18 protein-coding genes are annotated in these 26,188 nt (G+C 72.7%); 7 read left to right on the forward strand and 11 right to left on the reverse strand.

All coding sequences use genetic code 11. From position 1 onward, the window contains the following. Nucleotides 1-126: 126 nt before the first annotated feature. The 3 genes from MXD59_RS04635 to MXD59_RS04645 form a co-directional block, all read right to left on the reverse strand. On the reverse strand, nucleotides 127-1,683 hold the full coding sequence (locus MXD59_RS04635; protein ID WP_248823661.1) for an FAD-binding oxidoreductase: 1,557 nt from the start codon (nucleotides 1,681-1,683) through the stop codon (nucleotides 127-129). Between the two features lie 179 nt (nucleotides 1,684-1,862). Continuing rightward, complete coding sequence (locus MXD59_RS04640; protein ID WP_248823564.1) at nucleotides 1,863-4,100, reverse strand: serine/threonine-protein kinase; 2,238 nt, start codon at nucleotides 4,098-4,100, stop codon at nucleotides 1,863-1,865. A gap of 10 nt (nucleotides 4,101-4,110) precedes the next feature. After that, entirely contained in the window at nucleotides 4,111-6,798 is a 2,688-nt protein-coding gene (locus tag MXD59_RS04645) for a serine/threonine-protein kinase (RefSeq protein WP_248823565.1), read from the reverse strand. A 318-nt stretch (nucleotides 6,799-7,116) separates the two neighbouring features. Between MXD59_RS04645 and pgi the strand changes: the two genes are divergently transcribed. Further along, nucleotides 7,117-8,781 (forward strand): glucose-6-phosphate isomerase, encoded by a 1,665-nt coding sequence (gene pgi / locus MXD59_RS04650; RefSeq protein ID WP_248823566.1) that lies wholly within the window; start codon nucleotides 7,117-7,119, stop codon nucleotides 8,779-8,781. Between the two features lie 188 nt (nucleotides 8,782-8,969). Beyond that, complete coding sequence (locus tag MXD59_RS04655; RefSeq protein WP_163550548.1) at nucleotides 8,970-9,308, forward strand: STAS domain-containing protein; 339 nt, start codon at nucleotides 8,970-8,972, stop codon at nucleotides 9,306-9,308. Between the two features lie 57 nt (nucleotides 9,309-9,365). Here MXD59_RS04655 and MXD59_RS04660 read toward each other — a convergent pair whose 3' ends face one another. Then, nucleotides 9,366-9,791 carry a hypothetical protein gene (locus tag MXD59_RS04660; protein WP_248823567.1) on the reverse strand — a complete coding sequence of 142 codons (426 nt, stop codon included), beginning with the start codon at nucleotides 9,789-9,791 and terminating at the stop codon, nucleotides 9,366-9,368. Between the two features lie 296 nt (nucleotides 9,792-10,087). Between MXD59_RS04660 and MXD59_RS04665 the strand changes: the two genes are divergently transcribed. After that, on the forward strand, nucleotides 10,088-10,423 hold the full coding sequence (locus MXD59_RS04665) for a hypothetical protein (RefSeq protein WP_163550547.1): 336 nt from the start codon (nucleotides 10,088-10,090) through the stop codon (nucleotides 10,421-10,423). Nucleotides 10,424-10,714: 291 nt separating this feature from the next. On the opposite strand, the gene MXD59_RS04670 is transcribed toward MXD59_RS04665, so the two are convergent. The 4 genes from MXD59_RS04670 to MXD59_RS04685 form a co-directional block, all read right to left on the reverse strand. Beyond that, entirely contained in the window at nucleotides 10,715-13,945 is a 3,231-nt protein-coding gene (locus MXD59_RS04670) for an AAA family ATPase (protein WP_248823568.1), read from the reverse strand. 116 nt (nucleotides 13,946-14,061) lie between these two features. Beyond that, entirely contained in the window at nucleotides 14,062-14,868 is an 807-nt protein-coding gene (locus tag MXD59_RS04675) for an ABC transporter permease (protein ID WP_248823569.1), read from the reverse strand. 5 nt (nucleotides 14,869-14,873) lie between these two features. After that, nucleotides 14,874-15,809 carry an ABC transporter ATP-binding protein gene (locus MXD59_RS04680; RefSeq protein ID WP_308301647.1) on the reverse strand — a complete coding sequence of 312 codons (936 nt, stop codon included), beginning with the start codon at nucleotides 15,807-15,809 and terminating at the stop codon, nucleotides 14,874-14,876. 19 nt (nucleotides 15,810-15,828) lie between these two features. Then, the gene (locus MXD59_RS04685) at nucleotides 15,829-16,299 is read right to left on the reverse strand and encodes a MarR family winged helix-turn-helix transcriptional regulator (RefSeq protein WP_248823571.1); all 471 of its coding nucleotides are present in this window, start codon (nucleotides 16,297-16,299) and stop codon (nucleotides 15,829-15,831) included. 185 nt (nucleotides 16,300-16,484) lie between these two features. On the opposite strand from MXD59_RS04685, the gene MXD59_RS04690 reads away from it, so the two are divergent. Further along, the gene (locus MXD59_RS04690; RefSeq protein WP_248823572.1) at nucleotides 16,485-17,081 is read left to right on the forward strand and encodes a nitroreductase family protein; all 597 of its coding nucleotides are present in this window, start codon (nucleotides 16,485-16,487) and stop codon (nucleotides 17,079-17,081) included. A gap of 228 nt (nucleotides 17,082-17,309) precedes the next feature. Further along, nucleotides 17,310-18,074, forward strand: a complete 765-nt coding sequence (locus MXD59_RS04695; RefSeq protein WP_248823573.1) for a hypothetical protein — start codon at nucleotides 17,310-17,312, stop codon at nucleotides 18,072-18,074. Here MXD59_RS04695 and MXD59_RS04700 read toward each other — a convergent pair. Then, nucleotides 18,052-21,450 carry a patatin-like protein gene (locus tag MXD59_RS04700; protein ID WP_248823574.1) on the reverse strand — a complete coding sequence of 1,133 codons (3,399 nt, stop codon included), beginning with the start codon at nucleotides 21,448-21,450 and terminating at the stop codon, nucleotides 18,052-18,054. The genes MXD59_RS04695 and MXD59_RS04700 overlap by 23 nt on opposite strands. A gap of 217 nt (nucleotides 21,451-21,667) precedes the next feature. Here MXD59_RS04700 and MXD59_RS04705 point away from each other — a divergent pair, with 217 nt between their 5' ends. Further along, a complete protein-coding gene (locus MXD59_RS04705) occupies nucleotides 21,668-23,500 on the forward strand; it encodes an acyl-CoA dehydrogenase (protein ID WP_248823575.1) in 1,833 nt (610 codons plus the stop codon). Between the two features lie 156 nt (nucleotides 23,501-23,656). Beyond that, nucleotides 23,657-24,049 carry a hypothetical protein gene (locus MXD59_RS04710; protein WP_248823576.1) on the forward strand — a complete coding sequence of 131 codons (393 nt, stop codon included), beginning with the start codon at nucleotides 23,657-23,659 and terminating at the stop codon, nucleotides 24,047-24,049. A gap of 105 nt (nucleotides 24,050-24,154) precedes the next feature. Here the strand turns inward: MXD59_RS04710 and MXD59_RS04715 are convergent, their stop codons facing one another. Beyond that, nucleotides 24,155-24,391 (reverse strand): hypothetical protein, encoded by a 237-nt coding sequence (locus tag MXD59_RS04715; protein ID WP_101836413.1) that lies wholly within the window; start codon nucleotides 24,389-24,391, stop codon nucleotides 24,155-24,157. Between the two features lie 120 nt (nucleotides 24,392-24,511). Further along, the gene (locus MXD59_RS04720; protein WP_248823577.1) at nucleotides 24,512-26,176 is read right to left on the reverse strand and encodes a dihydrolipoamide acetyltransferase family protein; all 1,665 of its coding nucleotides are present in this window, start codon (nucleotides 26,174-26,176) and stop codon (nucleotides 24,512-24,514) included. Nucleotides 26,177-26,188: the final 12 nt, after the last annotated feature.

Genomic DNA, 26,188 nt, shown 5'->3' on the forward strand with positions numbered 1-26,188 from the left:
AAGGGACGGGAAGCGGGCGATGGGAGGCCAGTAGGCGGACAGCCGCCGGCTGGCGTGTAATGAGGGAACCGCCCCGGGTCGGCGACGTCGACTCCCGGCCCGGTGCGGCCTGTACGTCCGTCACCGTCAGGCCGGGGTGATCCCCTGGGCGAAACGGAAGAGGTTGTCCGGGTCATAGACGCGTTTCGCCTGACGCAACCGGCCGAGATTGTCCCCGTAGTAGGCCCGCGCCCAGTCGGAGAGTTCCGGGTCGATGTAGTTCTGGTAGGCCGAGGACGACACGTGCGGTGCCATCGCGGCGACCGTCGCCCGCAGCCAGGCCTCGTTGGCCGCCTTCGCCGCCGGTGGATCCCTGATGTCGTAGCCGGCGACGTACTGGGCGCTGGCGATCGTCGACCGGTGCACGAAGGCGGTGTCCGCCGGCGCGACCCGGTTGATCTCCCCACCCCAGGAGTCCAGGATGATCGCACCCGAGCGGGCCCCGGCGGTGCGCTGGCGCCGTTCGATCGCGGCCAGCATGGTGGCGACGCCGCCGGTCGACAGCGGCTCCCGCAGAAAGGCCGACGCGGCCCGCTGCGCCACCCGGGGCAGGGTGCCGCCGGGCGCACGGTCGCGCGGATGGCAGGCGGCCACCTCCAGGCCCGCGCAGCCCGCCTCGATCAGCATCGCCCGGCGGTGCTCCCGGGGGACGACCGAGACGCTGATCGGCTGCTGGCCGGCGGCGTCGGCCAGCGCGTCGAGCTGGGCGCGCACCGCGGCCACGCCGGCCTCGTCCGCCGGGCCGCAGGACACCCCGCTCAGCCGCAGCGCCGGCGTCCCACCGACACCGCCGCTGGGCACCGATGACACGACACAGGTCGACCAGAAGGTGTCCGGAGCGCCGCCGGGGTCGGAGATCCAACGCTGCCAGGCGGCCAGCACCTCGGCGCTCGCAGCCCACGGCCAGCGGCAGCTGACCAGCACCAGCGGTGTCGCCGCATGGGTGGCGAAGTCGAACGAGGTGACGATGCCGACGTTCCCGCCACCACCACCCCGCAGCGCCCACAACAGCTCCGGATCATGACTGGCGTCGGTGCGCACGACCTCCCCGGACGCGAGGACCACCTCGGCGGACAGCATCCGGTCGCAGGTCAGGCCATGCCGGCGCCCCAGCACGCCGATGCCGCCGCCCAGGGCGAGCCCGGCGATACCCACCGTCGGGCAGGAACCCGCAGGCAACGCCCGTCCGGCCTGGCCGAGCTGGTCGTAGACGTCGACGAGGAGCGCGCCCGCGCCGATCCGGGCGGTCCCGTCCGCGTTGGGGGTCACCGTGGCCATCGCCGTCACGTCGACGACCAGGCCCGTGGTGGACGAATATCCGCCGTAGCTGTGGCCGCCCGCCCGGGCCGTGATCGCCAGGTCCTGCTGCCGGGCGAACTCGACACAGGCCCGCACGTCCGCGGCTGACCGAGCGCGGGCGACGGCCGCCGGGCGAACGTCGTCGAACGCCGGGTCGAACAGCCGGCTCGCCGCCGGGTAGTCCGGGTCGCCCGGGCGCAGCAGCCGGCCGTCGAGCCGCGCGTCGAGGGCGGCCCAGGCCGCCGGCTCGGGTGACCCGGTGGGCGCCGCCGGTGTCGTGCCGTCCTGGCAGCCGGCCAGCGCCCCGCCGCCCGCGACAAGCCCGGCCAGCCCCAGCCCACCCATGCCCGCGGCCCGCAGCACCGACCGTCGATCCGGAGCGCGCACCTGACCTCCCCACCGACCACCCGTCGATCAACCCCCGGACCCGCCCGCCGCACCCGCCCGCCCGCCCGCCGTCCCGTGGGCCGCACCCGTTCGCTGCGGCGGCGGGCCGATGCGGGATCTGCGGCGAAGGTATGCCGTCAGGAGTCCGGTGGCCCACGCAGGACGGTCGTCAGGAACATGTCGGTGCTGACCCGTCGGATGCTCCCGTCACCGCAGGCCACGTAGAGCGCACCGGACGGATCCACCACCACGCCCGCGGGCCCGCTGAGGCTGACCTGGGTGGCGAGTGCGCCCTCCTGGTCATCGCTGGAATAGGACGCGGAGCCGGCCACCGTCGAGATGATGCCGTGCGGGTCGATCCGGCGGACCACGTCGTTGCCCGAGTCGGCGATGTACAGCGAGCCGTCGGCGCCGAGCGCCAGGCCCTTCGGGCTGTTCAGCAGGGCGCTGCTGGCGGCCCGGCCGTCACCGGTCCGGCCCGATTTCCCCGGGCTGCCCGCCACCAGGCTGACCGTGCCGGAGCGATCGACCCGGCGCACGGTGTCGTTGCCCCGGTCGGCGATGTAGAGCACGCCGTTCGGGGCGATCGCCAGGCCGCTGGGCTGGTAGAAGGTGGCGTTGATGGCCGGTCCACCGTCACCGGCCGAACCCGACTCGGTCCCGCTGCCGGCGACCGTGCTGATCTGGCCACCCTCGATCCGCCGAACCCGATAACCATCGGTGACGTAGATGACGCCTTTGGCGTCCACGGTGAGGCCGGTCGGGTCGTCGAGGTAGGCACGCAGCGCGGCACCGGTACTGGCGACCGAACCGTCCGAGGAGCTGCGGCTGGTGCCGGCGACGGTGGTGATGGTGGCATCCCGGGCGATCCGGCGGACCCGGCCGTTGTCGGACTCCGCCAGGTAGACGGCGCCGTCCGGGCCGATGGCGAGCCCGGCCGGTTCGCGTAGTTCGGCGCGTAGCGACTGCCCGCCGTCCCCCAGCACCGGTGTCGGCGACGGCGACGGGACGTTCCCGGTCGGTGTCGGCCGCGGCCCGCTACCGCCGATCAGGCCCGCCTGGCCCGCGGCGGAGAGCCGCACGATCTGACCCTGGCCGACCTCGTCACCGGGATCCGACACATAGAGCGCGCCGTCGGGACCCAGCGCGATGCCAGCGGCGTCCGCCAGACCCTGGAACTGGACGGTCCTGCCGGCGTAGGCCGCCTGGCGGTTGTCCTGGTCGTCGCCGCCGAGCACCACCGTCTTCAGCACCAGAGCGACGGCGAGGCCCGCGACCACCAGCGACGCCCCCACCGTCAGCGCGACGCGCCGCCCCCCAGCCGGCTGCCCACCGCCGGCCGGCCGCCGCCGCCGTCCAGCTCGGACGGTCGGGGCCGGCGGGCCAGCCACACCGGCAGGACGTCCACCGCCGTGGACGGCACCGGGGCCGGAACTGATGCCGGGCTGGTGGCCGGCCGCGGAGAGCACCTCGTCCGGCAGGCGGACGGGCACACCGCTGGCCGAGAGCCAGCCCGGACCGTAGGCCGCGGTCGTCGCCGCCGCGAGCCGGACCGCGAAGTCGAGCCCGGACGCCGGACGCCACCCCGCCTCCTTGGCCAGCGCCGCGATGATGATCTCGGCGATCGGCCCGGGAGCCTCCGGCATCGGCAGCGGCCGCACCGACAGGTGGTGATGCAGCAACGCGGCGACCGGCAGTTCCGGCGGGAACGGTGAGCGCCCGGCGAACAGTTCGTAGAGCACCACGCCGAGGGCGTACAGGTCGGTGGCGGGGCTCAGCGGCGAGCCGGTGATCTGCTCCGGCGCCATGTACCGCGGGGTGCCGACAAGACCGGTCGTGGTGGCCGCGGTCGCCTCGACGATCTTCGCGATGCCGAAGTCGGTGACCTTCGGTGTGCCGTCCGCGGTGAACAGCAGGTTGTCCGGCTTGATGTCGCGGTGCAGCACCCCGCGACCGTGCGCGGCGTCCAGCGCGACCGCGGCCGCGACGCCGATCGCGCTGGCCGCCCCCGGACCGGCCAGCGCCCGGCCGCGCAGGCTGCCACCGGTGAGCTGCTCCATCACCAGCAGGCACAGGCCGTCGGTCTCGACATAGTCGTAGATCCGCACCACGTGGGGATGGTCCAGTCCGGCCAGCACCCGCGCCTCGTCGAGGAACCGGGCCCGCAGGTCACGTCCGCCACTGCCGTGACCGCCGCTGCCGCCGGCGGGGTCGAGGTCGGCGGTGGTCAGCACCTTCACCGCCACCGGACGGTCGATCAACCGGTGGCGGGCGGCGACGACGACACCGAAACCGCCCCGGCCGAGTTCGTCACCGAGTTCGTAACCGGGCAGCCCCGCCGCGATCCGGTCCAGGTCGAGCTGATGTCTGGCCATGGTCGCGGGATCAGCCGGTCTGGGCGATCGTCGTGATCGTGCCGTTCGGGTCGATCCGGCGGACCCGGTCGTTGCCGTTGTCGGAGACGAAGATCCCGCCCTCGCCGTCCACCACGACCGAGCTCGGGTTCTCGAACTGGGCGGCGGTGGCCGGCCCGCCGTCCCCGGAAAGGCCCTTGGTACCGGTGCCGGCGATGGTGGTGATGATCCCGTTCGGGTCGATCCGACGGACCCGGTTGTTGTTGTAGTCGGCCAGGTAGAACGTCTTCCCGTCGGTTCCGAGCGACACCGACGGCACGTTCAGCTTGGCGGCGGTGGCCGGCCCGCCGTCACCCGAGTAGCCCTTCTCGCCGGTGCCCGCGATCGTGGTGATGATCCCGTTCGGGGTGACCCGCTGGATGGTGCTGCTGCCGAGGTCGGCGAAGTACAGCGTGCCGTCGGACGCCACGACGAGGTCGTTGGGGCCGTCGATGCGCGCCGCGGTGGCCGGTCCACCGGCGCCGGTGTACCCGGCGGTGCCGGTGCCGACGTAGGTCGTGATGATGCCGGCCGGGTCCACCTTGCGGATGCGGTGGTTCTCGTAGTCGGAGAGGTAGAGGCTGCCGTCGGGGCCGATGGCGACCTTCTCGGCGCTGTTGAGCTGGGCGGCGGTGGCTGGGCCGCCGTCCCCGCTGTAGCCGGCGGTACCGGTCCCGGCGACAGTGGTGATCACGCCGGACGGGTCGATCCGGCGGATGCGGTTGTTCTTCGCGTCCCCGATGTAGAGGTTGCCGGCCTTGTCGCGGATGGTCGAACCCGGGCCGTCCAACTGGGCGGACGTCGCGGGGCCACCATCGCCGCTGTAGCCACCGGAACCGGTGCCGGCGATGTCGCTGCTCGCGCCGGCCGGTGTGATCCGCTGGATGCGGTCGGTCGCGAGGCTGGAAACCAGCAGCGAGCCGTCCTGGTCGAGGTACAGGCTGTACGGGCTCAGGCCCTGCACGTTCAGCGCCGTACCCCGGTAGGCCGAGGCGGTACGAACGGTCGGGGACACGGGGTCGTCCTTGCCCCCGGAGTTCGCCACCGCCAGCACGACGCCGATGATGGCGGCGACCACCAGGACGGACGCTCCCGCCGCGAGGATCCACGGCGTCTTCGAACGCTGCCCGCCGGTTCTGGACCCCGGCCGGTGCGACCCGTGCGCACCCCCGGGAGCGTGCCCCCCGGGAGCGTGCCCACCGGGGCCCTGCCCACCGGGGCCCTGCCCACCGGGACCCTGCCCACCGGGACCAGGCCCGACGGGGGCCCGTCCACCGAGACCCGGACCGGGACCCTGCGGCCGGTAAGGCGCGTTGGGCCCCGGGCCAGGGCCGCCGCCGAGTGGCTGGGGCGGTGGTGTCCGCGAGGGTGGGGTGTGCGGCGGTGGGGTGTTCCCGGGCGGGAAGCCACCCCAGCCGCTGGCCTGGCCGGGCCCGCCCGCGCGGGTCGTCGGTGCCTGGGTGAACCGGCCGTCCTCGGCACCGGGCGGTCCCGCGGGATGTCCGCCGAAGCCCGCTGGTGGATAGCCGCCGGGGCGTCCCACTCCCGGTCCGGCCGGGCCCGGACCGCCCATCCCGCCTGGTCCGGACGCCGCCGGGGTGTACGGGTTCTGCGGCGGCCGGCCGGATGACGGCCCGCCCGGACCCACCGACCCGCCACCGGGCCCACCCGGGCCGCCGGGGTATCCCGGCGTCGGGCCGGCACCGGGATACCCCGGACCCACCGGTCCCGGACCCGGCCGTGGCCTGGGTCCCGGACCGGGAGCGGCCGGTCGTGGCGTCGTCGATCCGCCGAGCGCCGCCTCGCGGATCTCGTCGTCCACCCGGACCTTGATCTCGGAGCGCGACAGCCAGTTCGGGCCGAAGGCACGCGCGCCGGCCCGTCCGAGTTCGAGGGCGAACTCGGACGCGTCCCCGAAGCGGACGTTCGGGTCCTTCGCCAGCGCCCGCATGATCACCGCCGAGATCGGCGGTGGCACGCTGGTCAGCGGCTCGGGCATGACGGTCAGATGATGATGGGTGAGCGGCTGCACGGCCATCTGCCGGCCGAACAGCGGCCGGCCGGCGATCATCTCGTAGAGCACCCCGGCGAGCGCGTACAGGTCCGTCGACGGGAACAGTCGGGCGCCCACGATCTGCTCGGGCGCCATGTAGCGAGGTGTGCCCAGGATGGCGCTCGCCGTTGTCTCCGCACCATCGAAGATCTTGGCGATCCCGAAGTCGGTGACCTTGAGCAGCCCGTCCCCGGCGAACATGATGTTGTCTGGTTTGACGTCCCGGTGCAGGACACCGTGGCCGTGCGCGTTGGCCAGCGCCGCCGCGGCGGCGATGCCGATCGAGCAGGTCGTCTCCGGGGACAGCGGGCCGGCGGCGATCCGCTGCTTGAGCGTGCCGCCCGAGAGCAGCTCCATGACGAGTAAGCAGGTGCCGTCATGCTCGACGTAGTCGTGGATGCGCACGATGTGCGGATGGTCGAGTTCGGCCAGTACCCGGGCCTCGGACAGGAAGCGGGCGCGCAGGTCGGGGTCGTCCGAGGTGTCCAGCAGGATCTTGATGGCGACCTTGCGCCCGATGAGCCGGTGCTGCCCGGCGAGTACCAGGCCATAGCCCCCTCGGCCGAGGTCACCCTCTACCGAGTAACCCGGAAGCGCCGCCTCCACCAGTGATCTGTCAATCAGCAAGGTTCAGATCCATCCGCTAACGAGGTCGGGCACGCCACCGCACCGCCGTCCCTGACCCGGCCGCACCTCGTCGCTCTCGCGGCCCTGGCCTGCAATGACACGTTCGCCGGTTTCACGGCGATCCTACGACCTCGACCTTCCCATTTCGGCGGGTGCCCTGGGACGCCCCGCCGCGTCGGATCGGCGACATGGGCATGCTGACGGTGGCCGGCGAGTGTCGGCACCGCCACGCACCGCGCGGCTCGCCACAGTCGAGATGGCCTGCTGTGGTGGGTATGGCGGCACGTGATGAACCTGTGAGGAAGGGTGTTCCACGTCATGGCGACAAGTGAGCCCACCGGCCAGGGTGGCCAGCCGGACATCACGGCGAGTACGGAATGGGCGGCCCTCGCGAAGCATCACGACGAGGTGTCGGATGCGACGCTGCGGGCGCTGTTCGACGCGAACCCGGGACGTGGAGAGGCGTTCACGGCGGAGGTGGACGGGCTCTATCTCGACTACTCCAAGAACCTGCTGACCGAACGCACACTCGAGCTGCTGATCGCACTGGCGCACCGCGCGGGCCTGCCCGAGCGGATCAGCGCCATGTTCACCGGCGAGCGCATCAACATCACCGAGAACCGGCCGGTGCTGCACGTCGCGCTGCGTGCCCCACGGGACGCCCACATCGAGGTGGACGGCGTGAACGTGGTGCCCCAGGTGCACCACGTGCTCGACCGGATGGGGGAGTTCGCCGACCGGGTCCGTGGCGGGCAGTGGCGTGGCGCGACCGGCGAGCGGATCACGACCGTGGTCAACATCGGGATCGGCGGTTCGGATCTCGGCCCCGCGATGGCCTTCGGGGCGCTGCGCGACCACTCCGACCGTTCGATCCAGTGCCGTTTCGTCAGCAATGTCGATCCGACCGACATCTGGGAGGCGACCGCCGATCTCGACCCGGCGACGACGCTGTTCATCGTCGCCTCCAAGACGTTCACCACCCTGGAAACGATCGCGAACGCCCGCGCCGCCCGCGCCTGGCTGGTCGAAAAGCTCGGCGACGACGCGGTTTCCCGGCATTTCGTTGCGGTGTCAACCAACACCGAGAAGGTCGCCGAGTTCGGCATCGACACGGCGAACATGTTCGAGTTCTGGGACTGGGTGGGTGGACGCTACTCGGTCGGTTCGGCGATCGGCCTGTCCCTGATGCTCTCGATCGGTCCCGCCGGTTTCCGGTCGTTCCTTGACGGGTTCGCCGCGATGGACGCCCATTTCCGCACCGCGCCGTTCGAGCGGAACCTGCCGGTGCTGCTCGGTCTGATCGGCCTGTGGTACCGCGATTTCCTCGGCTACGACACGCACGCCGTACTGCCCTACAGCCAGTACCTGGACCGGTTCGCCGCCTACCTGCAGCAACTCGACATGGAGAGCAACGGCAAGCAGGTCACCCTCGCCGGACGACCGGTGCGCGCCCGGACCGGACCGATCGTCTGGGGCACCCCGGGAACGAACGGTCAGCATGCGTACTACCAGCTGCTGCACCAGGGCACGTCCGTCGTCCCGGCCGACTTCATCGGTTTCGTCACCCCGGCCCATCCCGGTGTCGGCGCCGCCGACGGCGCGGACCAGCACGCCCTGCTCATGGCCAACTTCCTCGCTCAGACCGAGGCCCTCGCCTTCGGCAAGTCCGCCGAGGCGGTCGCCGCAGAGGGCGTCGCGGACTGGCTGGTGCCGCACCGCACCTTCCCCGGCAACCGCCCGACCAACACCCTGCTCGCCGACGAGCTGACCCCGTTCACCCTGGGACAGCTGATCGCCCTCTACGAGCACAAGGTCTTCACCCAGGGCACCATCTGGGGTATCAACAGCTTCGACCAGTGGGGCGTCGAACTCGGCAAGGTTCTCGCCGGACGCATCGTGCCCGAGCTGACCTCCCCCACCGAACCCCCCCTGTCCCACGACAGCTCCACCAACACCCTCATCCGACGCCTGCGCAAGCACTGACCGCCACGCCCCTCGACCGCTGACCCCTGACTCCCTGCCCCCCGGGCCTGGTCGGGCCGGCGATCCACCCACGCCGGCCCGCCAGTCCCGACAGGGCGCCACCGCACCCCCAGCCCTTGTTATGTTACTCTCCGTAAACGGCCGGGGGTGTTCGGCTACGCATGGTGATGGTTACGGGGGGCGCCAGGATGCGGGTCGATGCCGGGGCTCTGAGCATGTCCGTGCAACGGTTCGGCGAGGACGTCCGCATCGAACTCGCCGGTCAGCTGGACACCGCCGGCCGCCTGCGGTTCCGCGAGCAGATCGGTGAGCTGCTCGGCCGCGGCGGCGGGACGGTGACCGTCGACGTCGCGGGCCTGAACGCCATCGACATCCCTGGCCTTGCCGCCCTGCTGCGCGCCGACCTGCTGCTGCGCCGCGTCCATTCGGAGCTGCGCATCAGCTCCGCGACCCCGGCGATGCGCGCCCTGCTCCACGACACCGGCCTGGACGGACGGCTACGCGTCGGCGAACCCGGCCGCCACTAGCCGGTTTCGCGCGGATCCGGGGGCCAGCGCCGGTCGCCGGGGCCCGTGGAGGCCGGGTCAGCGGGGAAGCGCGGGTGATCCCATGGGGGTAGGCCCGGTCATCGCGGCGCTGGCGGCCGTCACGGTCGGTCCGGTCATCGCGGCGCCGGCCATGCTGGGGAGGGCCAGTGCCGGGGCGGCCATGGCCGGTCGCGGGCGACGCAGGGGAGTCGTCGGTGCGGCGTCGAGGTGAAAGGGCCCCGCGAGCGCCGGCCGGGCGGATCGATCCGGACTTTCGTCGCCGACCGCCGGCGTGTCCCCGGTGGACGTCGACCCGTCCGCGGACCGCGACGATCCCACGGCCGCCGATGCCTCGCCGGGTCGGGCAGCGGCGGGCCGGGGGTTGACCAGCCGGCGCTCGATTCCGCTCATCGTCAACATGGCTGCCATCACCACCAGCGGAAATGCGAGGGCGAGCAGCAGAACGGGTGGAGTGAGACTCACGGTGCAACCCCCAGGCCGACGTACGGATGCGGGACGGCGCGGCCAGCGCCGAGGTATGCCTTCCCCGTCGGGGCAGTGACTCACCTCCGTCACGGTTTCTCACCCGGGCCGGGTTGTCGCCGTCAGTGTCAGTCTCGGGGGACGTGGTGCACCGAGGGTGGCGATCACCGGTCGTGGCCGGATTCACGAGGCTATCCGGGTCAGGCAGGGCCACCACCCGGCCGAGCAAAGCGTCACCTTTATGGACATCCCCGCCGCTGTTCCCGGCGACGGTTCGCTCGTACGCTTCGGAGACCATGTCTGTGCGGCCTGTACCGTTGCCCGCTTACCGCGGCCATCCGCACGTAGCCAATGCGGATCTGCTCGCGCGTATCCGACTGCTCACCGAACAGGTGGACTACGCCCTGGCCGAGATCGCGCTGCGGCGTGCGGCCTACTGGCGCGCCTGTGAGGATGAGGCCGACTGGCAGTGGGCCCCCGGTGGGGTCGAGGGCCTGCGCCGTCCCCAGGTCGCCGAGTCGCTCGCGCTGCTGCTGGGCGCCGTCGGCCGGCTACGCCTGTGGGCCCAGGAGCTGCACTGGCTGCATGAGCAGGCCCGCCTGCGCGGCGCGCCGGACCATCACGTCCGCTGAATGCGATGGCCCGATTACCAGCGTGTCATCTTTGACGCTGCGTGACGTATTCGTCGATCCCAGGATCGGCGCATTTCCCAATCTGGTTCTTCGACGTGCGGCGCCGCCTTCGCGATGGCTCCCTCTGCCGGGACGAAGCGAACGAAAATTCGCCAGCGACCCAGGAGAAGGAGCACGAAGATCGACGTCCCCGACATTGAGTCGGGGTGTATCGGGCACAACGCCGCCATCGCGCTGTGTGACAACGATGGACGGCGGACGGTCGTGCGGGAAGGGGAAGCCGGCCGCGGGTCAGGCGGTGCTGGGGGCGTCGGGGGGCGGGGGGACGACCGGGGGCTGGTCAAGGGTGTCGAACAGGCGGCGACCGAGGTTGGCGGCGGCCACGTTGCCGCGGGTCAGATAGCGGTTGATGCCCTGTTCCAGGCTTTCGGCGGCGTCATCCTTGCGTCCGGCCCGGTAGAGCACCTCGGCCCGGGACAGCAGCGCGTGCGCCTGGCCGTCGAGGTCATCGGTGCGGGCGGCGAGGTCGACGGCGGTGTCGGCGAAGCGCAGCGCCTCGGCATGCCGGGCGCGCAGCGACAGCAGGCGGGCGTGCACACCGCACCAGCCGGCCTGGGCGGGCAGCTGGTCGGCGGCGGCGGCGTCCCGGCAACGCGTGACGTACTTGCCGGCCTCGTCCACCCGGCCGAGGCGGACGAGTACATCGGCGAGCGCGGCGGCCCGGTTGGCGAACATGGCGCGTTCACCGAGCTGCGACAGGGCGCGGCAGCTGCGGCGCAGTTCGCGTTCGGCGACGGTCAGGTCGTCGGAGAGCAGGGCGACCCGGGCGGCGACGAAACCGCCGTGATGCGGGTCGACCCGGGGACCACGCAGGTCGTGGACGATCTCCTCGGCCGCCTTGAGGTGGATGCGGGCGTCCTCGAGTTCACCGGCCATCGCGGCGAGCACGGCGAGCTGGGCGAGCAGGGCCCGGCGCAGGGCACGGTCGTCGCCGGCGGCGTCGAGGGCGAGGGTCGCGTGGGCCCGGCTGGCGGCGACCGGACGCGGGCCGAGGCTGGCCAGCAGGGCGAGTTCGCGGCGCAGCGACTGCGCGGCCCGCGGCACCCCGGACTCCTCGGCGTGCCGGACCGCGTTCTCCATCGCCTGCTCGGCGGCGGCGAACTGACCGGCGGCGAAGTAGGCGCTGGCCTGACCGCGGCAGGCCAGCGCCGCGCCGACGTCGTCACCGGAACGGACGAACATCGCCAGCGACGAGGCCGCCTCCGACAGGGTGGTGGCGACCAGGCCCTCGGGGTCGGTGGCGAACAGCACCCGCAGGTGGGCGAGCCGGGCGTGGGCGCGTAGCCCGTCCTCACCGGCCCGGCGGGCCCGCTCGCTGACCTGCCGCAGGATGCGTTCGGCATCGGAGTGGCGGCTGAAGGAGAACAGCGCCCAGCCGATGTCGATCTCGGCGCGCAACCGCAGCGGATCGATCTCGGGCAGCAGGGTGATCGCCCGCTTGAGCAGCTGGGCGGCGCTGGTCTCATCGCCCTGGCGGACCCGGTCGGCGGCCTCGATCAGGCAGGTCGCGGCCGAACGGCCGAGCTCGGTGGTCTCCGGCCCGCGCAGGCCGATCTCCACCCGGAACCGGTAGGCCTGCTCCAGGTGGTAGCCGACCAGTTCGTCATGCTCGCCGGGCCCGCCGACGAGCCGGGCCTGCAACCACTGCGCGAACTGCTGGTGCAGCTCGGCCCGCCGACGCTTGGACGTCGACTCGTAGGCGCAGTCGCGCAGCAGCACATGCAGGAACCGGTACGCCTCCACCCCGGGCAGGTCGGAACGATCGGGGTGGACGAGTTCCTTGCGGACCAGGCTCAGGCAGTGCGTGGCGACCATCGGACGTTCACCGGGGTCGGACAGGTCGATGACGGCGTCCAGGTAGAACCGTTCACCGGCGACCGCGGCCCGCTCCAGCACCCGGCGTTCGGCGGGGTCGAGCCGGTCGAGGCGGGCGGCGAGCAGAGAGGAGATCGTCGGCGGCACGGTGACGTTACGCAGACTGCCGGTGGCGATCCAACGGCTGCCCTCACGGCGCAGCAGCCCGTCGTCGACGAGGGCGGCGACCATCTGTTCGACGAACAGCGGGTTGCCCGCCGCCGACATGGTGATCCGGTTGACCAGCGCCGGGTCGAGGTCGTCCGAACCCATGAGGCTGCGGATCAGCCGCTGGCAGCGGGCCTCGGTCAGCGGCGCGAGCAGCATCGACGTGGTGTTGAACTTGCCGCCGCCCCAGCCGTGGCGATCCTCGAGCAGCTCCTGGCGGGTCAGGCAGAGCAGCATGATCGGGGCGTCCCGGGACCAGTCGGCGATGTTCTCGATCAGATCGAGCAGGGCCGGCTCGGCCCAGTGCACGTCGTCGAACCACAACACCAGTGGACGGCGGGCCGCCAGCGCCTGGAAGAACGACCGGGCCGCCCAGAAGCTCTCCTGCGGGCCGAGCTCGGCGCCACCGAGGCCGACCAGCGGGGCGAGCGCCTCGACGATCTCGGCGGCCTGGCCGACGCCGTCGAGCAGCTCACGTAGCCGGCGCCGGCCGTCCGGTGGGCTTTCGTCCGCGGACAGGCCGGTGGCCTGGCGCACCATCTCCATCAGCGGCCAGTAGGCGATGCCCTCGCCGTAGGACAGGCAACGCCCGGTGAGCACAGTGGCCCGCGGCGCCAGCGACGCGCAGAACTCGCCGACCATCCGCGACTTGCCGATGCCGGCCGAGCCGAAAACGGTGAACAGATGGCAGGTGCGTTCCTCCACCACCGCCTCGAAGGCGTCCTGCAGTCGGCGACGTTCCCGGTTGCGGCCGATGACGGGGGCGGTGAAGCCGAGCAGCGGGGCGCGGCTGCCGGGGCCGGCGGTCGGGTCGACCAGGCCGGTCAGCCGGTGGACCTGCAACGGCTCCCGTTTGCCCTGGACGACCAGCGGGTCGAGGGCGGTGACGGTCACGCTGTGCCGGATGAACCGGTAGGTCGAGTTGCCGATGAGGATCTCGTCGGGCGGGGAGGCGCTTTCGAGCCTGGACGCGACGTTGACCGCGTCGCCGGTGACGCCCCCGCCGGCGACGGTCACCTCCCCGGTGTTGATCCCGATCCGCACCCGCAGCCGCAGTCCCCAGCGCTGCTGCAGGTCGGCGTTGAGCGTCTCCATGGCCGAGCGGATGTCCAGCGCCGAACGCACGGCGCGCAGCGCGTCGTCCTCGTGCAGGACGGGGATGCCGAACACGGCGAACACCGCGTCCCCGATGAACTTCTCCACCGAGCCGCCGTGGTTGTAGATGACCTCCCGGACGGTGGTGAAGAACTGCCACATCACCTGCTGCAGCGGCTCCGAGTCGATCTTCTCGCCCATGTCGGTGGATCGGGCGATGTCGACGAACATGATGGTGACGGTTTTGCGCGTGCCGCTGCCGGCGCTGGGTAGGGGGTTGCCACACTCGGAGCAGAAGCGCGCCCGCTCCGGGTTCTCCTCCGCACAGGTCGGGCACGGGACCATGTGCGGGATGGTAGGCCGATCCAGCTCCGACGCGGTGGCTGATGCGTCGGCTCGACGCGTCAGAGGTGATCCGTCCCACATCGCACCGGGGGCTCTGCTGGGGCGCGTGCCGCCGATCATGTCGCGAGGTCCCGTCGCACCGCCAGCAGCGCACCGCCCAGGGCCAGCCCGCCCCAGCCGACCGCGGCGACCAGCGAGGTGCCCTCCAGCTCGGATGTCGGCCAGGCCAGCACCCCGAGTACCGCGGTCGCCGGACCGTGGAAACGCGCGCCGTCGAACGCCAGCTCGAACGCCCCCGCGCCGATCAGGGTGAGCAGGGCGACACTCGACCCGCGCAGGATCGTGCCGAGCCCCACCCCGAGCGCGGCCGCCGCGGCCACGGTCAGCGCCACCACCGCGTAGGCGACGAGCAGCCGACCCGGCTGGTCGAGACGCATCCCGGCCGCCCCGTGGCGCAGCACGCCCACGGCGAGCCACCCGGCGAACAGCACCGCGCTCAGCGCCACGCCGACGGCGCCGACGACCAGCGCCTGCGCGACGACGACCCGGTGGCGGTGCGGGACGACCAGGAACGTGAGGTCCGCGGTGCGATACCGATAGCCCTGGGTGGCGACGATGATGCCCAGCGCCATCGTCACGTAGGCGGTGGACAGCCCCGAGCGGGCGCGCAGCCCGTTGTAGGCGATCACCGCGTCCTGGCTCGCCCACAGCATCGGCGGTATCTGCACGACGACGGCGGCCAGCAGGGCGATCGGCTGCCAGCGGCCGCTGGCGATCCGGAACGCCTCGGTCCGCGCCTGCACCCCGATCCCCGCACCGCCCGTCGACCCGGCCCCGGCCGTTCCCGCTGCCCCTCCCGCCGTCCTGGCTGTGGCTGTGGAGCTTTCCTCGAGGTGTGCCCGCGTGTCGTCGACCCTGTCCATGGCGCTCATCCCGGACCGGTCAGGGAGAAGTAGACATCGGCCAGGTCGGGGGCGCGGGTGTGCAGTTCGACCAGGGCGATCCCGTGCCGGGCGGCGAGCCGGCCGACGAGTTCGGCGGTGCCGGTGGGCAGGACGAGGGTGTGCCCGTCGGGGCCGGACCAGCGCGGCGAGAGACCCTCGGCGGCGAGCAGGTCGGCGAGCCGGCCGGCCTCGGCCGCCCGGACCTCGACCCGTCCGGTGTCGGCGGCCGGGGCATCGGCCACGAGCGCCTGGTCGAGCTCCGCGGTGGGCACGTCCAGCACGACCCGACCCGCGTTGATGATGACGACGTGGTCGGCCGTGCGGGCGACGTCGGCCAGCGCGTGGCTGGACAGCAGCGCCGTGCGCCCCCGCGCCGCCCAGCCGCGCAGGAAGTCGTGCAGCCAGCGGATGCCGTCGGGGTCGAGGCCACCGTGCGGTTCGTCCAGCACGAGCAGGGCCGGGTCGCCGAGCAGGGCGCAGGCCAGCGCCAGTCGCCCACGCATGCCCAGCGAGTACCCGCCGGTGCGTCGGTCGGCGGCCGCGGTGAGCCCCACGGTGGCGAGCACCTCGTCCACCCGATGACGGCCGACGCGCAGCGGCATGGCCAGCGCGGTCAACTGGTCACGGGCGGTGCGCCGCGGGTGGGACGTCGGGCCCAGCGCCGTACCGACCAACCGGGCCGGGTCGGGATGCTCCCGATAGGACCGGCCGAACACCTCCGCCCGCCCGGAGCTCGGTGTCACCAGGCCCACCAGTGCGCGCAGCGTCGTCGTCTTACCGGAGCCGTTCGGACCCAGAAAGCCCGTGACGGTTCCCTCGCGCACGGTAAAACTGATCTCGCGGACCGCATGGTGAGACCCGTATCGCTTGGCCAGGCGTTCGATCCGGACGACGGGGGTGACGGGAACCTCCCGGCGGATGGTCCGAACGGGACATCACCTACGGTAGCCCGTCATTCGCCGCTCCCGGCATGCGGGCCGGCGCGGCGCTGCTGACGAGCGAGGTCAGCAACTCCGCGAGCTGGGCACGTTGCGCCGCGTCCAGATGGCGGGTGATTCCCGTCACAGTCTCGCTGCGGTGTCGCCGACCCTCGTCGAGGGTCAGCCGGCCGGCGGACGTAAGAGCCACCAGCACCGCGCGCCGGTCGTGCGGATGGGCTCGGCGCTCGATCAGACCGGCCGATTCGAGCTCGTCCACCGTGGCGGTCATCGTGCGCGGGGCGACCCGCACGGCGTCGGCGAGATCGCGCAGTCGGCAGGGCCCCGTCTCCGCGAGCAGGGTGAGGATCTTGAATCGGCGCAGGGTGAGGCCGACGCCGGCCCGTAGCGCCTCGTCGACGGCGGTGCGGACACGATGGCCGGCGGCCAGTACGAGATCCACGACCTCGTCGCCGGTGTCCGGTGGCGGCATCCGCGCGGCCTCCTCAGTTATGGTGACGGTAAGGATATCTTAGGGTATCCATCCTCATCATGAGGTAGCCTCACTAAAATCGGGGCGACAGGGGCCGCCCGCATCCGAGCCCGCCCACCAGCCCCGAAGCCCGCCCATCAGCACCAAAGCCTGTCAGCACCAAAGCCCTCGGAGAAGGAGTTCACGTGGACGCACTCGACTGCCTGTTGACGCGTCGGACCGCGACCCGGCTCGTCGAACCCGGGCCGAGCACCGACCAGCTCACCGCCATCCTGCGCGCGGCCACCACCGCCCCCGACCACAAGATGCTGCGGCCGTGGCGGTTCGTCGTCGTGCGCGGCGAGGCTCGCACAGCGCTGGCCGCCGCGATCACCACCGCCGCCGAGGCCGTCGGTGACCTGCCAGAACCGATCGTGCGCAAGGCCGCAGGCAAGGCCACCCGCTCGCCGGCGCTGATCGCCGTCATCGCCGCCCGGGTCGAGGCCCGGGTGCCCGTCGCCGAGCAGGACGCCTCGGCCGCCGCGGCCGCCCAGAACATCTGCCTGGCCGCCCACGCGGTCGGGGTCGCCTCCGCCTGGAAGTCGGTTCCGCTGCTGGACAGCGCACCGGTGCGGGCGGCCTTCGGCCTGCGCGCCGGCGAGGAACTCCTCGGCTGGGTCGAGCTCGGCACCCAGGCGCCGAACGTGCCGGTCGCGCCGCGGGCCGCCGTCCCGCTCGAGGAGGTCGCCCTGGAGATGGCCGCCGATGGCGCCCTCAAGCCCGTCGCCGAATCGGCCGCCTGACGGTCTCACCGGAGACGCCCGGACGGCCATCCGGGCGGCGTGGTGACGAGCCGGGCGCGACGGCGCGACGGCGCGACGGCGCGACGGCGGCGGGTGAGCGCGATGGCCCGGTTCGGCCGAAGCTGCCCGAGATGACCGCGACGGTACCTAAGCTGGATCGCAGGACCGGGTCAGCCCGTCCCGATCCGGGGTAGGACTTCACTCCCGACCTGCGACGGGAGGTTCGCCGTGTGCGCTGTGCAGGCACGCGCCCGCCTGGCCGTCACGGTCGTGACGACCGGGTTGCTCTTCGTCGCGCTGGTCGGATGTTCGGACGGGGCGTCCTCGGTGGACGAGGCGGCGGCCGGCTCCCGAGCGGCCGCGGGTGCGGGCGTCTCGCCGGGGCCGGCAGGGTCCACGCCCGATCCCACCGGCCCGGGAACATCGGCCGCCGATGGCTCCGGCCAGGCGGGCGGAACCATCAGTACCGCCCCGGACGGCGCCAGCGGCACCCAGGGTGCCGGGGCCGGGGCCGGTGGAACCAGAACCAGCGGAGTTGATGGTTCGCCGGGTCCGGCCACGCCCCAGGCCAGCGCCGCCCCGGATGCGCCGGCAGGTGGCGGGGCGTCACCGTCCGCTGCCGGTGGCTTGCCGGCCGCGGGTGGCGGGGGGTCGTCCGGCGCGGTCGAGCCGGGCGCGGCGACGTCGAGCGGGCCGGCCGCACCCGTTCCGCTGCCCTCGGCGGTGTTCCTCGGGGAGGCCTGCAACCCGCGGCGCAACACCGGGCCTGCCGCGGCGATCAACGGTCTGGCGCTCTACTGCGCACCGGATGAGTCCTCCGGCGCCGGCGGGCGGTGGTCCACCGAGGCGCCGAGCTCCACCCCGACCCGGCCACGCCAGGGCAACATCTGCGAGCAGGCCGATGTCGGTCGGATCGTGCCCGATGCGTCCGGCCGTCCGCTGACCTGCCTACAGGACCCGACCGGATCGCTCAGCTGGTCGGACGTCTCCTGAGCTGACGCTGGCGCCGCGCCCGGTGCCGAGCGCGGCGCGCGAGCACCGCCTCGCCGAGCGACCAGCCGCCCGGCGCCACCAGGGCGAGGAACACCAGCGCCCAGGCCCACGGATGGTCGGCGAGGTAGGGCACGGCGTCGTCGCCCAACCAGTCGAACAGCCGGTCATGCAGGACGGGGATCGCCCCCGCCGCGGCGACGAGCACCAACGTCCCCGCCGCGGCCACCGCCAGACCCCCCGGTAGCCGCCGCCAGCCGGGAACGCCGACGATCACCAGCCCCACCAGCGCCGCCACGACACCGAGCCCTCCCACCAGCCCGGAGCCGACCAGCGCGGCCACGACGCCGACCACCACCAGCAGCAGCCCGAAGGCGATCACCACCCGTCGACGCCGGTGCGTGATGTCGCGGACCAGTTCGTAGCCGATCCGGGCCGCGGTGCGCAGCAGAAACGCCACCGGCCACATCGGCCGCGGCAGGAACCGGGCCGCCGCCAGCCACGACGTCATCACCGCGACGATCCGCGCCAGGTCGGTGGCCAGGATCGATCCCTGCGCCGAGTCGGTGATGCGCTCGTCGGACACCGCGCAGGCCCGCAGCACCCCCTCCACCGCCTGACCCGGCAGCACCTGGTCCGCCGGCGCGGCGGCTGCCGTCGGCGGGCCGGCGCTGACCAGGGCGGCGTCGACACTGGCGAGGAACTCCGTGGTCGGCCGGGCGTGCACCCCACCCGCGATGTCGTGGCGGACCGCCTCGGCCAGACCGACGAGTTCCCGGGCCGCGATGTCGCGCTGGAAACCGCCGGCGACCCACAGCGAGGTCGCCGCGAGGCCGGCCGGAACCGGTGCGGTCAGGTCCGCGAGCACGGAGAGCTCGGCCCGGACCTCCGCGGGTGCCGGCGACCCGGCCACGTCGGCGAGCGCGTCGATCAGCTCGGCCAGCCACCTGGTCGCAGCCCCGACCGGCGACACCGTCCCGTCCGGTTCGGTTCCGTCGCCTGGAGCGCCGTCGGGTGGGGGGCCATCCGAGGTGGTAGCGGTGGGTGGGGGGCCATCCGAGGTGGTGCCTGGGGGTGGGGTGCGCAGGGCGAGGTCGCGCAGCAGGATGAGGCGGCGCGGGTCGAGCAGGACGCGGACCAGCCAGCCGGCGCCGTCGAGCCGGCCCCACATCCAGTCGTTCGCCCGCCAGGACGACTTGGCGAACGCGGCGAAGTTGCCCAGGCGCAGGCCGGTGAGCTTGTCCTCGGCCCAGCGGCGGCTCGGATCGAGCGCGGTGGGCAGGTCGGCGCTGATCTGGACGAGCTCGACCGGCTGGTCGAGGACGGCACCGCTGGTCTCCTGCTCGACCAGGTGCAGGTCAAGCAGCGCGATCACGGCTTCGGGTCGGGTGGTGGGCAGATAGGCGACGAAATCCGCGAGGGTGCGGGCGGCCAGGGCTCGGCGCTGACCGACGGTCAGGCCCGCCGGACGGATCTCGATGCCGGTCGGCGGCTGGTCGGTCGGGGTCCAGCGGGGCACGAGGTCGGCGAACTCGTCCCGGACCGCCTCGATCACCTCGGCCAGCGCCAGCCAGGCCGCGGCCGGTCGCCCTGTCCCGGCCACCCCGACCGGATCGATGGCCAGCCACCGCCGGGTCGCCTCGGCGACGACCGCGCCCGACGTCGCCGAGGGCATCGCCGCCAGGGTGGTGCGAACCGTCGTGAACACCCCGGGTCGAGGCGAGGACGTGTAGAGCCGCCCCGGACCACCGGCCTCGCCGTCCGGTGCCGTGTGGGGAAGGGTGGCGGTGTGGATCGCGGTGGCGAGCCGGGCGAGCCGGATGCGCTCGGGCCGGGACGGGCACAGGACATAACCCTCGTTGATCATTGACAGCAGGATGCCCTTGACGCCGTCCAACGCTGGTTGGCCGAGTCTGCCCAGCTCACCGAGGGTGTCCGGGCCGGGGAGGCGCTCCGGCAGGGTCGTGAACACCGCGGCGCGGGCCGCGTTGGCGAGCCCGGTGCGGGCGGCGGTGTCGGTGCGGACGGCGTCCGCGTCGGCCGGCCGTGGCTGGTCCGCCTGGTCGGCGAGCACCCGCAGCAACGCCTCGACCACGGGTGTGCCGATCCGCTCGGCCACCCCGCGCCGGTAGGCGTCGTAGAGATCGTCGTCGGCGAGCCGCCGGCCGCCCGCCGACGCGAGTCGTAGCAGTCGCCGACGGGTGGCCCGGGTACCGCGGACCGCGTCGTTGTGCGCGCGCAGTTCGGCCAGGTCCGTGCCGATCGACTGGTTGAGGGCCGCGTCCAACGCCCCCAGCAGGGTGACGCTGACCGGCGGGGTGGCCCGCGGGTCGTCCCAGACCGGGATGGTGCGGGTCCCGTCCGGCGCCACGTCGGTGGGGCGCGGGGACGGCACGATGTAGGTCACCACCCGGCGGACCTGCCGGTGCGCGGGACGATCGAAGATCGCCGCCAGGGCCGGCCCGATCGGCCGGTTGACGAGAATCCCCCCGTCGGACGCGTGGAACCCACGAGCGCTGTTGACATAACGCCCCATATCAGGACGATCATCATCGGGGTCAGCGCCGTGCGAATCCTGCGGGTGGTCCGGGTGGTCAGGAGTGCGTCCGACCGGGACGTAGACGGGCTCGAAGGCTCCGGGGAAGGCGGAACTGGCCCGGGCGGCGAGCGCCAGCCGGGGGATCGCGCCGGGGTCGGTGAGGTCCGGCGTGCCGAAGACGAACAGGCCGCGGTAGTCGACGTCGAAGATCGTGCCACCGAGGGAGTCGGTGTGTTCGGCGAGCTCACCACGCATGATCGTCGTGGTGATGAACAGTGCCGTCGCCCGCCCCAGCGCGTCCGCACGGGTCGAGGCCGCTGCGTGGCCGGTCGCGGCGACGGCCCGCAGGCCGGTACGCAGGGCGGGCAGGACGACCTCGTCGCCGCGCAGCAGGGACGGGAACTCGCGCTCCCGCGGTGTGCGCATGAGCGTGTCCAGCGAGCCGAGGGACAGCCACAGTTCACGCAGCGGCGCCAGCCGGGCGCCATGGGCGCGCGCGAAGCCCAGCATCGCCGCGTTGATGCCGCCCGCGGACGCCCCGGCCAGCACGTCGACGTCCAACGTCACGTCAAGGATCGCCTTCAGCCGGGCATATCGCGCGGCCAGTGCCGCGTCCACCGGATCGACGCCACCGCTGCCGTCCCGGTCCGCGTCCCGGTGCCGGCCAGGGTCGCCGGTGGCCAGGTTGATCTCGGCGGCGACACCGCCCATCCACACGGCGAGGCTCGCACCGCCGGTCATCACGACGGCGAGGCGCACGTCCTGGGCCGTCCCGGCACCCGCGCCGGCCACCGTCCCGCCCGCTGCCGGGGGACGGGGCTGGGCGGCGGGGTCACTCATGGTGGCAAGGGTAGCCGTGCTGGGACATGTCGCCCGGCGAGACCGGTGCCGGCCGCGCACGGTCACCGCCGCAGGGGCGAACTAGCGGCGTTCGGGTTGTCCGACCCCACTTGTCAGCGGGTTACTCGCGGGTAGCATGGGAATACCGTACTCACGAGTAGCAAAGCCCGGGCCTAGGCCTCTGTGTGCCGCCCGGCGCTCCCGAAAGGAGCCGTCCATGGGCCACTACCGGAGCAACCTGCGCGATCTGGAGTTCAATCTGTTCGAGCTGTTCGGCGTCGATCGGGTGCTCGGCTCCGCTCCCTTCGAGGAGATGGATGTCGACACCGCCCGCGCGGCCCTCACCGAACTCGACGCGTTGGCCCGGGGGCCGGTGGCGGACTCGTTCGCCGACGCCGACCGGCATCCGCCCACGCTCGACCCCGAGACCGGCACGGTCACCCTGCCCGAGTCGTTCAAGCGCTCCTACCAGGCAGTGCTCGACGGCGAGTGGTGGCGACTGTTCGTCCCGAACCAGCTCGGCGGGCTCGGAGTGTCACCGACGGTCGCCTGGGCGGGGTCCGAGCTGCTGCTCGGAGCCAACCCGGCGGTGTTCATGTACATGGCCGGGCCGACGTTCGCGGCGATCCTGCACGGGATGGGCACCGAGTGGCAGCGCACGATCGCGAACTTCATGATCGAGCGGCACTGGGGCGCGACGATGGTGCTCACCGAGCCCGACGCCGGCTCCGATGTCGGCGCCGGGCGGACCAGGGCGCTCGCCCAGCCGGATGGCACCTGGCACATCGAGGGCGTCAAGCGCTTCATCACCAGCGGTGACTGGGACATCCCGGAGAACATCGTCCATCTCGTGCTCGCCCGTCCGGAGGGCCACGGCCCCGGGACGAAGGGCCTGTCGATGTTCGTCGTGCCGAAGTTCATGCCGGACCCGACGACCGGCGACCCCGGCGAGCGCAACGGCGTCTACGTCACCAACCTCGAGAAGAAGATGGGCCTGAAGGTCTCCACGACCACCGAACTGCGCTTCGGCGAGCGCACACCGGCGGTGGGCTGGCTCGTCGGCGACGTCCACGAGGGCATCGCGCAGATGTTCCAGATCATCGAGTACGCCCGGATGATGGTGGGCACCAAGGCGATCGCGACCCTGTCCACCGGCTACCTCAACGCCCTGGACTACGCCCGCACCCGGGTGCAGGGCGCCGACCTGCCGCGGGCCACCGACAAGTCCGCGCCGCGCGTCACGATCATCCACCACCCGGACGTGCGTCGGATGCTCATGGCGCAGAAGGCCTATGCCGAGGGGATGCGGTCGCTGGTCCTCTACACCGCCACCTTCCAGGACCGGATCGCGGCGGCGCAGGCCCGCGGGGAGAGCGACGAGCTCGCCGTGCGGATCAACGACCTGCTGCTGCCGATCATCAAGGGGGTCGGCTCGGAGCGGTCCTACGAGCTGCTGGCGTCGTCCCTGCAGGTGTTCGGCGGCTCCGGCTACCTGCAGGACTATCCGCTCGAGCAGTACCTGCGCGACGCCAAGATCGACACCCTGTACGAGGGGACGACCTCCATCCAGGGCCAGGACCTGTTCTTCCGCAAGATCGTGCGCGACCGCGGCCAGGCACTGACCGCGGTGCTCGGCGAGATCCAGACCTTCGTCAAGGGGGAGGCGGGCAACGGCGAGCTGCGCCACGAGCGGGAGGCGCTCGGTGCCGCGCTGGAGGACACCGAGGGCATCATCGGCGCCATGGTCGGCCAGCTCACCAGCGCCGCCGACGACCCGCGGCAGGTCTACAAGGTCGGCCTGAACACCACCCGTCTGCTGCTGGGTGTCGGTGACCTGCTGATCGCCTGGCTGCTGCTGCGCGGCGCGGACGTGGCGCTGCGGGCGCTCGCGGGCGGTGCCGACGAAGGCCGGGACGCCGAGTTCTACCGGGGCAAGATCGCCGCCGCTCGCTGGTTCGCGGCGACCGTGCTGCCGGAGCTGAAGACGGCCCGCGCCCTCGCCGAGAACACCGGACTCGAGCTCATGGACCTGGCCGAGGACGCCTTCTGAGCTGAGCCGGCCCGCGAGCTGGACCAACCCCGGCGACCAGCCGGGAGCACCGCCTCGACACCCGAAGACCACGGGCCCCGGGCACGTTTCCGGGGTCTGTGGTCTTTGTGGCGTGCGGGGGTTGTATTGGGCCGATTGCCGGGTACAGCGGGCGGCATGGGAATCCCGCTGAGCCTCGCGTTCTTCACCCTTGGTGCCGTACTCACCTTCGCCGTCCGTAGCGATCCATCCGGTCTCGATCTGGACTCGGTCGGGATCATCCTGATGCTGGTGAGCCTGGTCGGCCTCGGCATCACCCTCTACCAGAACCAGTGGCGCCGCCGGATCGTCGAGGAGTCCGTCGAGGCCGGCACGCCGTCGCCGGTGTCGGTGGACGACACCATCCTGGTCGACCCGAGCTCGCCCTACGAGGCGCCGCGGCGCCGGGAGCCCGGGCTCACCGCGGAAGAGGACGACAAGCTCAACGCGCGACGCCACCCGGAGCTGGAGCCGCAGGAGGTCGTGCACGTGGGCTCCACGGAGCCGGACTCCACCCGGCCGCGTTCCTGACCCTGCCGGACACGCCTCACCGCTGTGGCCTTGCCGGACGACTCCCACCCGCCGCCCGAACGCCGTTCGACCGCTGTCCGACCAGCGCCCCTGCGCCGCCCCCGATCAGGAGGTGCGCAGGGGCGGAAAAGCCTGGTCGAGTTCGTTGCGCATGTCCCGCTTCAGCAGATCGTCGGACTCCGAGGAGGACTGCCCCTCAAGCAGGAACCGGGCCACTCGGAGAGTGAGATCGACCCGCTCAGCCAGGTTCAGCGTGCCCGTGAAGCGGCCGCTGGAGTTGGCGGAGGTCAGCACCTTGGCGACGAACTCGTCCGCGGCCTGAAGTGCCTCCACTCGCGTCATGGTTCCACCTCTTTGTGCCGGAATCCGGTCAGGGGCGCAACCGTACCAGGGAACCCCGAGTGCACAGTTGTGTGCCCCTCTCGCGTGCTTTGTGGTGACCTGGTGGCTCCGATGAGAGGATCACGACCAGGCGAGTGCGACCGTGGGGTCGGTGAGCATGGCACCGATGTCCGCGAGTACCGCGGCACCGAGGCGTCCGTCCACGATCCGATGGTCGAAGGACAGCGCGAGCTGCACCACCGTACGCGCGGTGACCTGGCCCTCGTGCACCCAGGGAGTCGGGCGGATCGAGCCGAGCGCCAGAATCGCGGCCTCGGGCGGGTTGAGAATCGGTGTGCCGATGTCGACACCAAGCGCCCCCACGTTGGTGATGGTGATGGTCGCGCCGCGCAGCCGGGCCGGCTCCAGCCGATCGGCGCGGGCGTCCGCGGTCAGGGTGGCCAGCGCCTGGGCGAGACCGGCCAGGTCAAGCCGATCGGCCGCCGGAATGTGCGGCACCACGAGACCCCGCGGCCCGGCCACGGCGATACCCAGGTTCACCTGTTCGGCCACCCGGATCTCCGCCCGTCCGTCACCGGCGTCCGCCACCCAGCGGGAATTGATCATCGGATGCCGCCGGACGGCGATCAGCAGGGCACGGGCGACGAACAGCAACGGCGTGATCCGGACCCCGGTGAACTCCGGCAGCGCCGCGATCCGCTCCCGTGCCGCCATCGTCTCGGTGGCATCCGCGCTCAGGAACTCGGTGACGTGCGGCGCCGCCGCGACACTGGCGACCATCGCCTGCGCCATCGCGCGGCGCACCCCGACCACCGGCACCCGCCAGCCACCGAGGCCCTCCGCACCGCCGTCAGCGCCCAGATAGGTCGCGTCCGCCGGGATCGCCCCCGCCACGGCGCCCGGCGCCGCCCACCCCGGCACCAGTCCTGACCCCGGCGCTGACCCTGGCAGCGGTGTCGCGGACAGCGGCGTTTCCGGCCCCGGGATGCCCACCGCCGCCGGGCCGGTCGTCGGCCAGACGGGCGGGTTCGCGACCGGGAGCGCGCGGGCCGCGACGCGCATCGCGGCCTCGATGTCGCTGCGCCGGATCGTCCCGTTGGGCCCGGTGCCGACCAGCGTGGTGAGGTCGACGCCGAGGTCCCGGGCCAGCTTGCGCACGGGCGGCTTGGCCAGCACCGCGCCGACCGTCCGACCGTCCGCGGCCGCCCGCGTGAGCGCCGGTGACCGTGCTGGCTCGGAGGACTGTGCTGGCTCGGAGGACTGTGCCGGCTCGGAGGGCTGTGCTGGCTCGGAGGGCTGTGTCGGTGGTTGTACCGCCGCGGGCGTGGGGGTGGGCTCGCCCGCCGGGACGGGCCGCCGCCGAGGGCTTCGTCGGCGTTGTTGATGCGTCCGCGGCCCATAGCCGACCAGGACCGGGGTGCGTTCGTCCTCGGCCGGGCCCGCGTCGGCACCGGTCTCCCCCTCGTCCGCGCCGGCCGTCCCGGCGGCGCCATTGCGGTCAGGGGTGCCATCCGGGTCAGGGGTGCCGTCCGGGCCGTCGCCATCTGCGGTGCGGACGGTCAGCAGCGGGGCGCCGACGGCGAGGGTGACACCCTCCTCGACGTGCCGCTCGACGAGGACGCCGGCGAAGGGGCTGGGGATCTCGACGACCGCCTTCGCGGTCTCCACCTCCACGAGCGGCTGGTTCACCGTGACGGCGTCACCAGCCTGCACGAGCCAGCGGACGATGTCCGCGTCGGTGAGTCCCTCACCGAGATCGGGAAGCCGGAACTGTCGCTGTGCCACGAAGATCCCCAG

Source organism: Frankia umida, from assembly GCF_023242945.1.
GTDB lineage: Bacteria > Actinomycetota > Actinomycetes > Frankiales > Frankiaceae > Frankia > Frankia umida.

What these genes read in the sequence shown, in the direction of transcription:
- MXD59_RS04635 (WP_248823661.1), bottom strand. Translation starts at nt 1,683, where the DNA reads ATGGGTGGGCTGGGGCTGGCCGGGCTTGTCGCGGGCGGCGGGGCGCTG.
- MXD59_RS04640 (WP_248823564.1), bottom strand. Translation starts at nt 4,100, where the DNA reads ATGGCCAGACATCAGCTCGACCTGGACCGGATCGCGGCGGGGCTGCCC.
- pgi (WP_248823566.1), top strand. Translation starts at nt 7,117, where the DNA reads ATGGCGACAAGTGAGCCCACCGGCCAGGGTGGCCAGCCGGACATCACG.
- MXD59_RS04655 (WP_163550548.1), top strand. Translation starts at nt 8,970, where the DNA reads ATGCGGGTCGATGCCGGGGCTCTGAGCATGTCCGTGCAACGGTTCGGC.
- MXD59_RS04665 (WP_163550547.1), top strand. Translation starts at nt 10,088, where the DNA reads ATGTCTGTGCGGCCTGTACCGTTGCCCGCTTACCGCGGCCATCCGCAC.
- MXD59_RS04670 (WP_248823568.1), bottom strand. Translation starts at nt 13,945, where the DNA reads ATGGTCCCGTGCCCGACCTGTGCGGAGGAGAACCCGGAGCGGGCGCGC.
- MXD59_RS04675 (WP_248823569.1), bottom strand. Translation starts at nt 14,868, where the DNA reads ATGGACAGGGTCGACGACACGCGGGCACACCTCGAGGAAAGCTCCACA.
- MXD59_RS04685 (WP_248823571.1), bottom strand. Translation starts at nt 16,299, where the DNA reads ATGCCGCCACCGGACACCGGCGACGAGGTCGTGGATCTCGTACTGGCC.
- MXD59_RS04700 (WP_248823574.1), bottom strand. Translation starts at nt 21,450, where the DNA reads ATGAGTGACCCCGCCGCCCAGCCCCGTCCCCCGGCAGCGGGCGGGACG.
- MXD59_RS04705 (WP_248823575.1), top strand. Translation starts at nt 21,668, where the DNA reads ATGGGCCACTACCGGAGCAACCTGCGCGATCTGGAGTTCAATCTGTTC.
- MXD59_RS04710 (WP_248823576.1), top strand. Translation starts at nt 23,657, where the DNA reads ATGGGAATCCCGCTGAGCCTCGCGTTCTTCACCCTTGGTGCCGTACTC.
- MXD59_RS04715 (WP_101836413.1), bottom strand. Translation starts at nt 24,391, where the DNA reads ATGACGCGAGTGGAGGCACTTCAGGCCGCGGACGAGTTCGTCGCCAAG.